Annotated in this window: 14 protein-coding genes; 4 read left to right on the top strand and 10 right to left on the bottom strand. The window is 43.5% G+C overall.

Features of this window, described 5'->3' with window-relative positions:
* Nucleotides 1-99 precede the first annotated feature (99 nt).
* Entirely contained in the window at nucleotides 100-756 is a 657-nt protein-coding gene (locus tag MiAbW_RS04500; protein ID WP_151695100.1) for a sigma-70 family RNA polymerase sigma factor, read from the bottom strand.
* Nucleotides 757-1,144: 388 nt separating this feature from the next.
* On the opposite strand from MiAbW_RS04500, the gene hemJ reads away from it, so the two are divergent.
* From hemJ to nusB, 3 genes are all read left to right on the top strand, one after another.
* Nucleotides 1,145-1,732, top strand: a complete 588-nt coding sequence (gene hemJ, locus MiAbW_RS04510) for a protoporphyrinogen oxidase HemJ (protein WP_151695101.1) — start codon at nucleotides 1,145-1,147, stop codon at nucleotides 1,730-1,732.
* A gap of 409 nt (nucleotides 1,733-2,141) precedes the next feature.
* Nucleotides 2,142-3,605 carry a DNA phosphorothioation system restriction enzyme gene (locus tag MiAbW_RS04520; RefSeq protein ID WP_151695102.1) on the top strand — a complete coding sequence of 488 codons (1,464 nt, stop codon included), beginning with the start codon at nucleotides 2,142-2,144 and terminating at the stop codon, nucleotides 3,603-3,605.
* Nucleotides 3,606-3,742: 137 nt separating this feature from the next.
* Nucleotides 3,743-4,396, top strand: a complete 654-nt coding sequence (nusB, locus tag MiAbW_RS04525; RefSeq protein ID WP_151695103.1) for a transcription antitermination factor NusB — start codon at nucleotides 3,743-3,745, stop codon at nucleotides 4,394-4,396.
* Nucleotides 4,397-4,414: 18 nt separating this feature from the next.
* On the opposite strand, the gene MiAbW_RS04530 is transcribed toward nusB, so the two are convergent.
* Together MiAbW_RS04530 and gloA are read right to left on the bottom strand one after the other, a co-directional pair.
* Nucleotides 4,415-4,888, bottom strand: a complete 474-nt coding sequence (locus MiAbW_RS04530) for a CYTH domain-containing protein (RefSeq protein ID WP_151695104.1) — start codon at nucleotides 4,886-4,888, stop codon at nucleotides 4,415-4,417.
* 21 nt (nucleotides 4,889-4,909) lie between these two features.
* Entirely contained in the window at nucleotides 4,910-5,320 is a 411-nt protein-coding gene (gloA, locus tag MiAbW_RS04535) for a lactoylglutathione lyase (RefSeq protein WP_151695105.1), read from the bottom strand.
* A 257-nt stretch (nucleotides 5,321-5,577) separates the two neighbouring features.
* On the opposite strand from gloA, the gene MiAbW_RS04540 reads away from it, so the two are divergent.
* Nucleotides 5,578-6,759 (top strand): PulJ/GspJ family protein, encoded by a 1,182-nt coding sequence (locus MiAbW_RS04540; RefSeq protein WP_151695106.1) that lies wholly within the window; start codon nucleotides 5,578-5,580, stop codon nucleotides 6,757-6,759.
* A 30-nt stretch (nucleotides 6,760-6,789) separates the two neighbouring features.
* Here MiAbW_RS04540 and trpE read toward each other — a convergent pair whose 3' ends face one another.
* From trpE to MiAbW_RS04575, 7 genes are all read right to left on the bottom strand, one after another.
* Nucleotides 6,790-8,310: an anthranilate synthase component I gene (gene trpE / locus MiAbW_RS04545; protein WP_151695107.1), complete on the bottom strand. Its 1,521-nt coding sequence runs from the start codon at nucleotides 8,308-8,310 to the stop codon at nucleotides 6,790-6,792.
* 134 nt (nucleotides 8,311-8,444) lie between these two features.
* Nucleotides 8,445-8,870, bottom strand: coding sequence for a photosystem I reaction center subunit II PsaD (locus tag MiAbW_RS04550; protein ID WP_151695108.1), 426 nt, complete (start codon nucleotides 8,868-8,870; stop codon nucleotides 8,445-8,447).
* Nucleotides 8,871-9,038: 168 nt separating this feature from the next.
* Complete coding sequence (locus MiAbW_RS04555) at nucleotides 9,039-10,676, bottom strand: ABC transporter permease (protein ID WP_151695109.1); 1,638 nt, start codon at nucleotides 10,674-10,676, stop codon at nucleotides 9,039-9,041.
* A gap of 79 nt (nucleotides 10,677-10,755) precedes the next feature.
* On the bottom strand, nucleotides 10,756-11,565 hold the full coding sequence (locus tag MiAbW_RS04560; protein ID WP_151695110.1) for an MBL fold metallo-hydrolase: 810 nt from the start codon (nucleotides 11,563-11,565) through the stop codon (nucleotides 10,756-10,758).
* A gap of 61 nt (nucleotides 11,566-11,626) precedes the next feature.
* Nucleotides 11,627-12,214 (bottom strand): anthranilate synthase component II, encoded by a 588-nt coding sequence (locus tag MiAbW_RS04565; RefSeq protein WP_151695111.1) that lies wholly within the window; start codon nucleotides 12,212-12,214, stop codon nucleotides 11,627-11,629.
* A gap of 127 nt (nucleotides 12,215-12,341) precedes the next feature.
* Nucleotides 12,342-12,842, bottom strand: coding sequence for a pentapeptide repeat-containing protein (locus tag MiAbW_RS04570; RefSeq protein WP_151695112.1), 501 nt, complete (start codon nucleotides 12,840-12,842; stop codon nucleotides 12,342-12,344).
* Between the two features lie 2 nt (nucleotides 12,843-12,844).
* Nucleotides 12,845-14,233: an LCP family protein gene (locus MiAbW_RS04575; protein ID WP_151695113.1), complete on the bottom strand. Its 1,389-nt coding sequence runs from the start codon at nucleotides 14,231-14,233 to the stop codon at nucleotides 12,845-12,847.
* Nucleotides 14,234-14,440: the final 207 nt, after the last annotated feature.

Raw genomic sequence — 14,440 nt, forward strand, 5'->3', positions numbered from 1 at the left:
AGAAGCGATCGGTATGCAATCACTTTTCACCAGCACGGAGCTAGTTAAATTTAACGACTCCTCACTTCGGCCGTTAGTGCCGAATCACCACAATTTTCTTTAGCCTTCGGTAAAATAGGGCTGTAAAACAGATTGTAATTTAGCGCGAGCACGGGCAATGCGGGATTTAACGGTTCCTAAAGAAACTCCCGTCATCTCGGCAATTTCTTCGTAGGCCATGCCTTCAATTTCCCGGAGAATAATAGTTGTCCGAAAAGCTTCTGGTAAATCAGCGATCGCCGCCTGTAATTGATCGTAGAATTCGTGGGTGGTGAGATGTTCATCGGGACTGGGGTAATCGGACTCGATATCCCAATCGATTTCGCCATCTTCCACGCGCCGGGGGGCATCGAGGGAAATGGGGTGACTAACCCGCTTGCGTTTCCGCAATTCGTCGTAAAAAAGATTAGTAGCAATGCGACTTAACCAACCGCGGAACTTGAGGGGTTCATGGAGACGGTTAATATTGCGATAGACGCGAATCCAGACCTCTTGAGCCAAATCAGCGCGATCTTGCCAATCGGGAGCCAAATGATAGAGTAATTTATCAATATGAGCCTGATAGCGCCGCAGCAGTTCCGCAAAAGCTGCTCGATCAGGCTGGCACCCTTCCTGACAGCGTACAATCAGATCGTAGTTGGAGAGTTTGTCAGGGGACAAGGGATTTTGAGACTTTTTGGCCTCAAGTGACCAAGATGCTGGAATCGATTGACTCATGGGATTTCCTCAAGGGTATAAGCTCCTCACTCAGAGCTTGAGGACGGGAGAAGTCAGGAAAGGTTCCCGAAAATAAATAATTTTTTTCCCATGTTTTTATTCTAACTGATCGGATCGGGTTCCCATCGCTGAGTCGATAGCCTAACTCTCAAGCTCAAACCCCTTCCGTCGGATTTCTTGTTTTCTTCTGGTTTGTCTGACTCTAGTTGCTGATTTACCGAAGGGTTTGTCGATTCACCTTCCTCTTAGTTGTAAAATGCCTGTAACTCTAGTCTCTCCCCAACCCCCAACCCCTATTTTCCGTCTAAACTTTTGTATAGGGGTAGTCTGGGAAAGTATGGACAACTCTTAAACTAAGTAATTCGGGACTCAAATCACAATATAGACTATGGCTTACTATTGGTTTAAAGCATTTCACCTGATTGGGGTAGTTGTTTGGTTTGCGGGATTATTTTATTTAGTACGTTTGTTTGTCTATCATGCGGAGGCAGCAACAGAAACGGAACCGGCACAAGCTATTCTGAAAGCGCAATACGAGATCATGGAGAAGCGACTCTACAATATCATTACCACACCGGGGATGATTGTCACCGTGGCCATGGCGATCGGTTTAATCTCCACAGAACCGGAAATTTTAAAATCGGGATGGTTACATATTAAATTATCCTTTGTGGCTCTTTTACTGCTCTATCATTTCTACTGTGGTCGCATCATGAAAAAGCTAGAAAATGGGGAATGTAATTGGACGGGACAGCAATTTCGGGCGTTAAATGAAGCACCAACCCTGTTATTGGTAGTTATTGTCCTTTTGGCAGTATTTAAGAATCAATTACCCCTCGATTTGACCACTTGGTTAATTGTAGCTTTAGTGGTATTAATGGCGGTGACAATCCAACTCTATGCTAAAAAACGGCGCAAAGATCAGGAAAAACTTCTACAAAATACTCCCCAAAAAGAGGAAGTAGCAACCAGGTAAATTATACCAATCCTTGCCTAGGTTTCTAGGATAACAGTTAAGAGTGCTTTGATAGCTGTGGGATGGTCTTTCCATCCCAATTGTCTAGGGATTAACCTTTAGCTTTTAAGTTTTTGGCTTTTTGCTATTTTTAAACTTATACCAAAACTATTTGTAATAGTGTGATTAACTCCCAAGCTATCGATTGTTTCTCGCTGGTCTAGCACTCCGCTGATCCACTATACCTTTTAAACAGGATTTAGTATTATAAACCTTTTGCGAATAGGAAACGCTATAAATAAAAACAATCTCCTGACGACCGACTCCGTTCGGACCTCGGCGTGAGCTTTTGTCGAACGCTCGGTCGAACGCTGATCTCACGGCCGAAGCCTAACCCTAACAACAATTTTTGATTTTTACAATAGGTCTTATGAATAATTGCTGGATAGATTGGGAGAAAATAACTAGGGATTTTCTTAATTCCCGCAAAATCAAGCAAGTTGCTGAATTGCGAGGATTCTATCGAGTTAATCCCTCCGGTATTCCTAGAATTCCCCCCGATTTAGAATTGAGAGACTACCAAAATACAGCGATTATCAGTTGGTTTCGTAATCGGGGAAGAGGAACTTTAAAAATGGCCACTGGCAGCGGTAAAACTATTACTGCTTTAGCTATTGCCATGGAACTTTACCAAGCGATAGAACTGCAAGTATTATTAGTAATTTGTCCCTATCGTCACCTAGTCAATCAATGGCAACGAGAAGCGGAAAAATTTAATCTTAAACCGATTTTAGCCTACGAAAGTGTCCACACATGGCAAAGTCAACTAGCCACAGAATTATATAATGTGCAAGCGGGTAATCAAAAATTTGTCACTATTTTAACTACTAACTCAACTTTTATTAGCGAGGGTTTTCAATCACAAATAAAATTTTTTCCCGATAAAACTTTAATCGTTGGTGATGAAGCTCATAATTTAGGTTCCCCCCGATTAGAAGAATTATTACCCCGTTCTTTAGGGCTAAGATTGGCTTTATCCGCTACTCCTGAAAGATATTTTGATGAGGAAGGAACTGACGCTATTCTTGAATATTTTGGACAAATTTTACAACCAGAATTTACCCTAGCTGATGCTATTAGTAAAGGTGCTTTAGTCAATTATTTTTATTATCCAGTCTTGGTTGAATTAACCGATAATGAGGCTTTATTATACGCAAAATTAACCCAAAGAATCGGCTGGATTTTACAGAAAAATAGTAATTTTAATAGCAATGAAAACCTGACTACATTATTAATGCAAAGGTCACGATTAGTTGGTTCGGCAAGTAACAAATTACAGGCTTTACAACAACTGATGCAAGAGCGTTTAGATACGGATCATACTTTATTTTATTGTGGGGATGGTTATGTAGAAAATTATACTGCTAATTATCGTCGTCAAGTAGAGGCAGTTACTCATTTATTGGGCAATCAATTAGGTTATCGAGTTGCTACCTACACCGCCGAAACTTCCCTGGAAGAACGAGAAAAAATTCGCCAACAATTTGAGGAGGGTTATCTACAAGGATTAGTGGCAATTAGATGTTTAGATGAAGGAGTAGATCTGCCATCAATTCAAAACGCAGTCATTCTGGCTAGTAGTGGTAATCCTCGACAATTTATTCAGCGTCGCGGGCGAATATTGCGCCCCCATCCCGATAAAAAACAGGCGACTTTATTTGATATGATTGTTATGCCGCCCACCTTAGATCGAGAAACCTGGGAAGTAGAAAGGAATTTGTTACGCAAGGAATTAAAACGCTTTCTAGAGTTTGCCCAATTAGCTATTAATGCTCAAGAAGCTGAGACTAAATTAGGGGAGATTCAAGATAGATATTGTCTTTTGTCTAATTAAAAGCTAAAGATTCATATTTTTGCAGCTTTTATGCTAGAATAGAGGTTAGTTAAGAATTGATCGCCGAGAAAAGTTAAGCCAAGCGAATAGCGATCGATAAAGTTGTATAATTTTCTTTCCTCTACTTCTAAACTTCTATGCATCCCCGTCAACAACCCCGCCGCATTGCTCGAGAACTTGCCCTTTTGAGTTTAAGTCAGATTAAAGGCAATCCTGAAAACCTGGAACAGCAAACTTTAAACGATTTAATTTTAGTCGCAGTTAGAACCTTAACCCTAGAAATTCAAGAAACCTTAGAAACCGCAGCTGCCGAAATTAGTCGTGGTAATGAACGGATTCTCGCTAGTGATACTAAGGCGACAAATCTAAAAAGCGCCCAAACTATGGTACAAGAAGCAATTTCTCTTACCCACAATGCCATTAATCGCTTAGGAACTGTGATAGATTTTCCCGAAATTGTCCAGTTATCTAGTCAGTACGAAGTGCGGGAATATGCCCTAGAATTAATCGGTACAGTCTATCGTCGTCGTGCGGAAATCGAACAGGAATTAACCGGTGCTTTAGTGGATTGGCAACTGCATCGTTTACCGAGAATCGATCGAGATATCCTGCAAATTGCCGTGGCAGAAATGCTCTATCTCGATATACCTCAAAAAGTAGCAATCAATGAGGCGATCGAATTAGCCAAACGTTATTCTGATGATGAAGGTTATCGCTTTATTAATGGCGTTCTCCGACGGGTAACAAATAAGCTAAACGAAGCAGAAAAAGCCGTATCTACCCAGAGTTAACCCCGAAAGAAATCAATACTACAATGACCACATTTTATAGGGAAATTTCTGTAAATTGCTATTGTAGTATCGCTCATCTCCCGTGACTTCTTCGCCGATCCAATCAGGAATACTAATGACTTGATCCTCTTGTTCTAACTCAATTTCAGCCATAATTAAACCTTGATTATCCCCTAAAAATTCATCAACTTCCCAAGTTAAATTCTCCAGAGAAATACGATGACGAATCTTTTCAATTAAAGGTTTTTTACAGAGGTTTTCTAACATGATTGCCGCCTCTTCTAGGGGAATTGCATACTCGAATTCCAGGCGACTAATACCCTCAGTCTTGCCTTTAATGGTTAAATAACCCCGATCTCCAACTACACGAACTCGCACAGTTGTCAATCCCTCTTGGGTAGGAATATATCCCTGACGATACAACTTGCCAGCAGCCAGCGATCGCCAAGAATCCCCTTTAACCAGAAACTTCCGTTCAATTTCAACAGACATAAGTTTTTGACGACAATAAATTTAAGCCGTAGCCACGGCAGCAGCTTGGGTTCCTAGTTGAATTAACTCGATCTTGTAGCCATTAGGATCTTCCACAAAAGCAATCACCGTAGAACCATGTTTCATCGGGCCCGGTTCCCGGGTGACATTACCACCAAGAACTTTAATTTTCTCACAGGTGCTATAGATATCATCCACACCTAGGGCGATATGACCGTAAGCATTACCGACTTCATAGCGATCGACTCCCCAATTATAGGTCAGTTCGATGACAGCATGATTAGCCTCATCGCCATAACCGACGAAAGCGAGAGTAAATTGACCATTGGGATAGTCTTTCTGGCGCAGTAACTTCATTCCCAGCACATCGCAGTAAAATTGTAGAGATTCCTGCAAATTATTGACCCGGAGCATGGTGTGTAAAAGACGCATGATTATTTTTAGATGACATCGATCGAAAAATTACTTATCCTTGATTGTAACCAGTGCTTGGGACTTCTTATCTCCTTGAGGCTCAACAATTATACTAATACAAGTGTACGAAAACCTCACCTGTAAAATCAGCTACTCCCCCAAGCGGTTAATAGCTGTGAACAGAATCACCCAGTTTAATCAAATCTCTGGGACTGGAATATAATGTTAAATATCTAGGGAAGTATAGAAAATAGGAATTGGCACGGGTTAAAACTATGCGTTTTTATTTAGAGTATATCAATCACTTAGGTCGTTTACAGAAAAAATCCGCCGGGTTGGTTCGACAAGCTCACCAACCAGTTCGACACGCCGGTTTCACGATTACAGAAGTTTTACTGGCGGGTGTAATGATGCTGATTGCCGTCTTGGTATCGGGAATTGGCGTGATTAACCTGCTCAGAAGCAATTATCGAGCTAGTGCTGATAGTGAAATCCGAAATAATCTTAATCGTACTCTAGAGTTTGTTTCAGATGACCTGAGACGGGCAAGAATTATCGCTGATGCTGACGCTGCGATCGTGACGGATCAAGTAGCCGAAGCGCGTGCCGCCGGATCACGAGTAGTTCTTGCTTTCCAAATTTCTAATCCCAACAATCCAGGTCAGGCGCTCCCCGATCAGATCGTTTACTATACCACAGGCCCTGAAAATTCTTTGACCGGTCCGCGAGTCTTGTGGCGCTTTGGTCCTAATTTGGACCCTAATGGCAACTACATCACCCCCGCAGATATTGATACTTGGATTCGTTCCCCTGTCACTGATATGTTAGCAACGGCTGCTAATAACCCCAATTGTCCTGCGGATTTTAACCTAATCGACAATCCTGATGCCCCTCCTGTGGATGGTTTTTTTGCCTGTGTTCGCGATGGTGGTGGTCAAGTGATTTTGAATGCCAACGCTCAGGTGGAGATGACTACTGTGACTGCTGGAAATAGGGATAGAGTTGACTACGCTGCCAGCACCAGAGTTGCCACCAGAGCCGCCAATGGAATATTTAACCTCATCCCCCCTTCCACAGATCGTCTTTTTGGTACTGGTCTAGCATTAACTGTACCCGTCCTTACCGCAGCAGCAAATGTTAAAGCTCAAGTTATTGGGGGAGATTTTTGTGCATCCTGTACTGTTGCTACAGGTCCCCTGAATAATATTCCGCCAGGAGTAGCTATACCTTCAACTGTTGCGGGTACAAGTATTAGGGGAAATTCTGGAGACGCTGTTGTACTCACTATCAATTCGACACTGACTAATCGCAGTTGGAACTCTCGGACGGACACAGTACGGGCATATACTTCTACTAGTCGCAGTTCACCCAGAAGTCTTGAGAATAATCAGGTTTTATTGGTGTTTACGACGCCGTCAGCCTCCTATCAGGTTTTATTAACTATTACCCCTCGCTAAACTTATGGCAATAAGCTGGAACCTTAAAATCTAACTTAAACAGCGAATTGCCTCCAATAAACCCCTAGCTTTGTTGAGGGTTTCTTCGTACTCTTTCTCCGGCTCAGAATCGGCTACTAACCCTGCTCCCGCTTGCACGGAAACCAGATAATTTTGATTACCTTGGGGACGAACAATCATAGTGCGAATCGTGATCGCACTATTTAACTGTCCCTCAAAATCGTAGTAACCATAAACCCCTGAATAGGGACCACGACGACAGGGTTCTAATTCATGGATAATTTCCATAGCGCGAATTTTCGGGGCCCCACTGACAGTTCCCGCCGGAAAACAGGCTTTTAATAAATCCCAAGCACTTTTATTGGTGGCTAAATCCCCCACCACATTACTAACAATGTGCATAACGTGGGAATAACGTTCAATTATCATTAATTCATCCACTTTGACCGTACCTCGATCGCATACTCGACCTAGATCATTTCTACCCAAATCCACTAACATAATATGCTCGGCAATTTCTTTGGGATCTTGCAATAAATCCGTTGCTAAAGCTTGGTCTTCACTGAAGCTTTGTCCCCGGCGACGGGTGCCAGCAATTGGTCTGACCGTAGCCCTTATTTTACCTAATTCGTCCCGTTCTGCCTTAACCATCACTTCAGGACTAGAGCCAATAATTTGCCAATCCTTAAAGTTATAAAAAGCCATGTAGGGAGAAGGATTAATCAGACGCAGGGAACGATATAAATCGAAGGGATGACCCTGATAATTAGCATTTAAGCGCTGGGAAATAACCACCTGAAAAATATCCCCCGCTTTGATATAATCCTTGGCTTTCAAGACATTTTGACAGAATTTTTCCTGAGTTGTATTGCTTTCATAGACTAATTCTTTTCCCTGACCAACCGGTAATAATTCCAGAGTTTTGGCATTAGTTGGTAGGGGTAATTGTAACTTCAGAACTAACTGGGTCACTCGATCGCAGGCCGCTTGATAAGCGGCTGCTAAATCGGGATTTTTACCCCGGATATCGGCATAAGCGATCGCCCAAATTTTCCGTTTAACTTGATCAAAAATAATCAGATTATCCACCTGCATCCAAATACCATCCGGTAGATCGGCATCCGTAGCGGGATAAATAGGCACTCGCGGTTCGATCCAATTAATTAATTCATAACCCCAAAAACCAAATAAACCCCCTATTCCTGCGGGTAATTGCGGCAATTTAACTGGTACGATCGGGGCTAAACATTGGCCTAAAATCTCGAAAGGATCCCCCGAAAAAATCTCTTGAGAACCATCGCGAAAAGTTTGGGTGGTGGTGTTTCCCCGCGCTTCCAATACCCAGACGGGATCGCCACCTAAAAAGCTGTAGCGTCCCAAGGTTTCGCCCCCTTCCACCGACTCTAATAAAAAATTGTAGGCTTGATCGCCACAAACTTTATACCAGGCGGAAACCGGCGTTTCTAGGTCAGCGATCCATTCTTGATAGACAGGAATAAAGTTACCTTGGCCGGCGAGTTGACGAAAGCGATCGAAGTCGGGGAAGATCATATTTTGATGGTTTAGGAAACGGATAGCACAACACTTGCAGCCGATTGCGATCAGAGAAATCGAGAGTCGGAAGTTAAATACTAGGGCCAAATAGCTTCTAAATCTAACTCCCCACTCTCGATTTTAGGGATTATTTATGCTTCGTAGGGAGTGACACCAGAGAACTTAATTGTCGCCGGTTCGGGGTTTTTGCCGATACTGCGGTCTTTTTTGCCGAAAAATTCACGACCGGCGTTAACTTTTTCGGGGAAGACACCATCAGCAGGGTGGAGATACTGCACTTCACCACTGGGGTAAATCCGATAGATTTTGTAATCTTCGATTTTGGGTTTGAATTTCGTCCGGAATTGGGTACCAAGAGCGAGCGCGTGTTCTTTGCGGGCTAAATAGAGGAGATTTTCGCCTTCGTTCATGATAGCGGCGCCACCGGTGGGCATTTCAAAGACTTGTTCTTTGCTGCTTGTCCAGGTGATGGCGTATTTTTCTTCCAGATCGGCTTTGGTGAGTAAACCGCCCGTGCTGCCACCGAACTTAGGAGCTTTTCCAGAAAGTTCTGTCATAGGATTTTGTTCTCTCTACAAAAATAAAGAAAAGGGGTTTTAGGGAATCCTATCACTGACAGCCCCTCTCTCTAGTAGTCTTGTCAAGAACTGTAACATTATTTTGTACTAGACTATGGAACTAAGCTGCCAGCCGATCGCCAACTGGTCTAGGAATCGGCCACCACTTTAATCGATCGCCCGTCGGGAAATTTGCCAACTTAAAAAAATTACCGGAATTAATCCCACTAAGACAATGGCCAAGGCTGGGGCTGCCGCTTCCACCAAACGTTCATCACTGGCGTATTGATAAACGCGCACCGCTAGGGTATCAAAATTAAAAGGTCTTAGGACCAAAGTAGCCGGTAATTCCTTCATCACATCGACAAAAACTAACATAGCTGCCGTCAATAATCCCCCCGACAAAAGAGGAATATGCACTTTCATTAAAGTGGCACCAGTGCCATAACCAAGGCTGCGAGAAGCATCATCTAAACTAGGTTTAATTTTACTTAAACTCGATTCTAGTGTGGAGAAAGCTACGGCTAAAAACCGGACAATATAGGCAAAAATCAGACAGAAAATCGTGCCGCTCAGAATTAAATTTGTATTTAATCCTTGATTGAAAAAGTTATCTAATTTGCCGATAGGAATTAAAACCCCCACCGCGATAACAATGCCGGGTATAGCATAACCAGCGGCCGCAATCCGCACAGATCCCTTAAGAGTTTTATTCGGATTAAGTCTTTCCCCGTAGGCGAGAATTAAAGCTAAAACTACCGCAATAATTGCGCTTAAAGTAGCCAGAAAAAAACTGTTTCCCGATAGACTAAAAAAGTCATTATTAAAAGTTTCTTGGGCATGATTAAAGGCTAGATAAGCTAGATAAAAAGCAGGGGCAATAAACCCAAGAAATACCGGCACAAAACAGGAGATAATTGCCAAAAAACTGCGAACAAATCCTAGTTCGTACTTAGTCGGTGACTGGAAACGATTGGTCATTTCATAGTAACGAGCTTGACGACGGGAGGATTGTTCAAGGAAAACTAAAACGAGGATAAATACCATTAAAACTGTTGATAACTGCCCCGCCGCTATGCGATCGCCCATGCCGAACCAAGTATTATAAATCCCCGTGGTAAAAGCATTAATGCCGAAATACTGCACCGTACCAAAATCGTTCAGAGTTTCCATTAAAGCTAGGGCCAATCCCGCCATAATTGCTGGTCTTGCTAGGGGTAAAGCAACGGTAAAAAAACCGCGCCAAGGATTACATCCCAAGGAGCGACTTGCCTCCACCGTGCAGACAGATTGTTCTAAAAAACCGACCCTTGCTAACAGATAAACGTAGGGATAAAGCACCAGTATTAACATCAGAATCCCCCCCCAAAGAGAACGGATATTAGGAAACCAATAATCCTCGACACTATCCCAAGCGAAAACGCTTCTTAAGAAGGTCTGCACCGGACCAAAATAGTCCATCATATTGGTATAAGTATAGGCCAAGAGATAGGCGGGAGCGGCAAGGGGTAGTAATAATAACCATTGAAATTGTTGACGACCGGGAAATTGACACATCGTTATTAACCAAGCGGTGCCAACACCGATGATTAAAACGCCGCTACCCACCCCGCCCATTAACCAAAAAGAATTAACTAGATAATCCCAGAGAACAGTTTCGATCAGATGTTGCCAGACTTGACTGGAATTAGTTAATAAACTACTGGCCACCGATAAAATTGGCAGGGAAACAAGCAGGGCAATTAGTAAAACTGCAATTGTCCATCCCTGTCTAAAAAAAGAGCGAGATTCTTTGGGCAAAAACATTTTAAATAAGATTGTTAAAGCAATTTTTAGAGAACTAGGAGATGATCTACAGCAGTCCTAGGTCATTGGCTCCTAAAAATTAGGATTTCTGTAACAGATTGCGGTAGTCAAACACGCGAATGAGAGTCCCTTTTTTGGGTAAATCGGCGGCACGAATCCGTAATTTATTGTCCTCGATTAAACGGATATTTTTATCCTTGACTAACTTGAGAAACTCATCTACAGACACCAATTCACAGGCATTTTTATCGGCGGCACTGGTGAAGTATTGCGTCGGGACAGCAATTCGCGGCTGTAAAACTTCGATCGCCTGTTTTGCTTCTTGGGGATTATAATTTTTTGGACCACCTCCCACGGGAATAAAAGCTAAATCCGGCGAACCTAGGAGAATTCTTTGTTCTAATTCAATTGGGGCAGCAGCCCCCCCTAAATGGACAATACTAATCCCCGCCTGGGTCCAACGCCAAGCCACATTCATGCCGAAACGTTGCCCCCCCATGCGATCGTGGGCGATACTAATGCCCTGGAATTTTAATTTACCCAGATCATAGGCCCCCGGCTCAAACAAAATTTTCGGATTACCGGGTAAATTCTCGGCGGCCCCTTCATCCCAGAGTTGACTACTAATTAAAACGATATCTGCTTCTACTTTTGGCAAAGGAAAACCCGCCGTACAACCGATTGCCCGGAAGGGATTAACTAGGACTCTTTGCCCTCCTCCGGTGAATAAAAAGCAACTATGACCCAACCATTGAACTAGGAGGGAATTATCGGGTTTTTGGGGGGAAGTGGGGTTAGTGGGTTTCGGTTTAGTTTCCGCTAAAACTGAGCTTACTGCCACGGTTAAGAAACTTGTCCCCGCCGATAAGATAAAATCTCGCCTTTTCATAAATGTAGATACAGAATTAATCAAGTTAAGGTTAATTTCAGGGGTTGGGGATTAGTGAACACTAGAGGGATCGGAGAAAGTTTCTTAAAAGTTCCTTGCCAGCAGTGGTTAAAATACTTTCGGGATGGAATTGTACTCCTTGAATGTGGGGGTAATCCCGATGACGGACTCCCATGACCGTACCATCTTCGACCCAGGCCGTGATCTCTAAATTATCCGGCATGGTGGAGCGCTCGATCACTAAACTATGGTAACGGGTGGCAGTAAAAGGATTTTCTAAGCCTTGAAATACCCCTTCACTGTTGTGATAGATTGGGGAAGTTTTGCCGTGCATCAAGACCGGGGCCCGGACGACATCCCCTCCGAATACCTGACCGATACTTTGATGACCCAGACAGACCCCCAAAATCGGCAAATGGGGGCTAAATTTGGCGATTAATTCCAGAGATATGCCCGCATCGACTGGACGACCGGGACCGGGGGAAATGACAATTCCATCCGGCCGCATTTGTTCGATTGTGGCCAGGTCGATTTTATCATTACGATAGACCTCGATCGGCACAGCGATCGGGAAATCGGAGGCTAATTCTCCCAAATACTGGACTAAATTGTAGGTAAAACTATCATAGTTATCGATGACGATTATCAAGAGTCCCTCTCCTTTCTCTAGCCTCGCTCAGTATTTTCATTCTACATCTAGGCTGTCTCGATCGAGATAGCCTGGCCCTAGGAGGTAAGCTATTTTTGTGCCTTCAGCTAGAATCTGCCCAGAATTGCTAATTACAGCCTAAACTATCTCTGGTGGCCACTCCCGTGACCGGATTAATGCCATCGGCCCGTTCACACATTAACTTGACCTGATAGTGATCAATTACCGCGTTAGTGAAATCGGCCCCGGTAATAATTGTGTCATAAAAACGGCTGCGAGTAGCGATCGCATCGGTAAAAATAGTATTAGTTAAATCGGCAAAATCGAGAGTAACTCTATCCACTAGAGAGGCGGTTAAATCGGCCCCTTTTAAGTTAGCTTTTAAGAGGACAGCCTCGGTGAGAATGCTATAGGATAAATCGGCCCATTCTAGGTTAACTCCCCGCATCGCGGCAGCTGCGAAAACTCCTCCGCGCAAATCCTGATGGGAAAAATCCCGATCTTGCAGCTGGGCAAAACTATAGTTAATCGTTTTATCTTGGGCTAAAGCCACCGGACGGGCGGCGAAAAGTAGCCAAAGAATCGCCAGCAAAATAATTAAAACCAGACTGAAAAAATTTTTCAACATTGTTACTGTTGAGCGTCGAGAAACTGGGCCACATCATCACCCACCCGAATAGTTAGGTCTGAGTCTAAAGCACCAGTGGAGGATGATTCTACTTTACCGATTCCCAATTGATTTTTCAAGAGGTTAGCGGACTGAACATCACCTTTTTGGGCAATAATTGCGGTGGTTTCTAGCTTTTGGGAGGAGTCATCGCTAATATAAACATTTGTATAGCCCCGTTTGGCCAGATAATTGCGGGTACGACGGGCTAAACCTTTGGTATGGGTGGCATTTTGAATGGCAATCCGCAGACTATAAACGGAGGTTTCTCCCCCCGCGTAGTTATCGGTAAAATTATTAGCCACAATGGTTCTAATTTCGCGACGGTTCAAAATCCAATAACTGCGACCATCGTATTCCTCGAGGCTATTAAACCGGCCGGGTAGTAGGATCATTCTTAAGTCATCCTGTTTAATTTCCCGGCCAAAATTAGCGATAGCCAGCATTTCCTCGACGGTTAAATTTGTATCGATATATTGTTGTAAAACCTGTACTGCTTTCGGGAGACTGGGGAGAATTGTCGGACTAAAAATCTTTTGTTGGAGTGCTTTTAATAAAATTTGTTGTCTTTGTACGCGACCGATATCGCCGTATTGCGGGTTACGGAAACGGGCAAATTGTTCGGCTTGGTCGCCGTTGAGATTTTGCCAACCCTCTTGTAAATCAATTTCTAATTTTTGGGTGACATCTTTATGATACATTCGTTCGGGTACATAAACCTCTACACCCCCGACTAAATCGACTAATTCCTTAAAGGCATCGGTAGTTACCCGGACATAGCGATCAACGGTGACATCCCCTAAAGTATTACTGACCACTTCTGCCGCTAGAGTGGGTCCACCGTGAACGTTGGCATCGTTAATTTTGGTGAAACCGTGGCCGGGTATTCTGACGCGGCTATCGCGAGGGATAGACAGCATTCTCACGGTTTTATCGCTAGGATCGAAGCGCACTAGGAGCATGGTGTCGCTGCGACCTTTAAATACATCGTCGCCGTTTTTGGCATCTAAAACTCGATCGATGCCCATAACTAAAATATTAACAGGACGAGAAAGCTGCTGATTGATTAAGCTATTCCAAGCTTGATCCTCAAGGATGTCTGTTTGGGTGGGAAAAGATGTTTTTTGGAAGATGGCCCCAATTGGCGCGGGTAAGGGGCTAATTAAAGCGACAGCAGCCCCAACAGTGGCGGAAACTAGGGCGGTAAAACTAAGGGTTATTCCCCAAAATAAGCCCTTTTGCAGGGGAGATGCTTTTTTAAAACCGGACATGACTGAACTGACCACTGCGACGGTATTTTCTGAGTTTTGGCTGTATTCTTGCTTTTCAAACCGCCCCGAAACATTGGCCATGGACTAACCTCAACATCTGATTAAAAGCTTACTTTAGGAGGTGACTGCTGATCCATAGAATCTATCTCTAGCCCAAAAGTTCCAGATATTGATCACTCCCCCCTCCCGCTGGTTATTGTAACATATTGTTAAGGAACTGGCTATCATCCACCTGTGGTAAAAATCAAAAATTGTTGTTAGGGTTAGGAGTCAGTAGCCAGTAGTCAG

Origin of the sequence: Microcystis aeruginosa NIES-4325, assembly GCF_008974145.1 — a bacterium.
GTDB classification, from domain to species: Bacteria; Cyanobacteriota; Cyanobacteriia; order Cyanobacteriales; family Microcystaceae; genus Microcystis; species Microcystis aeruginosa_G.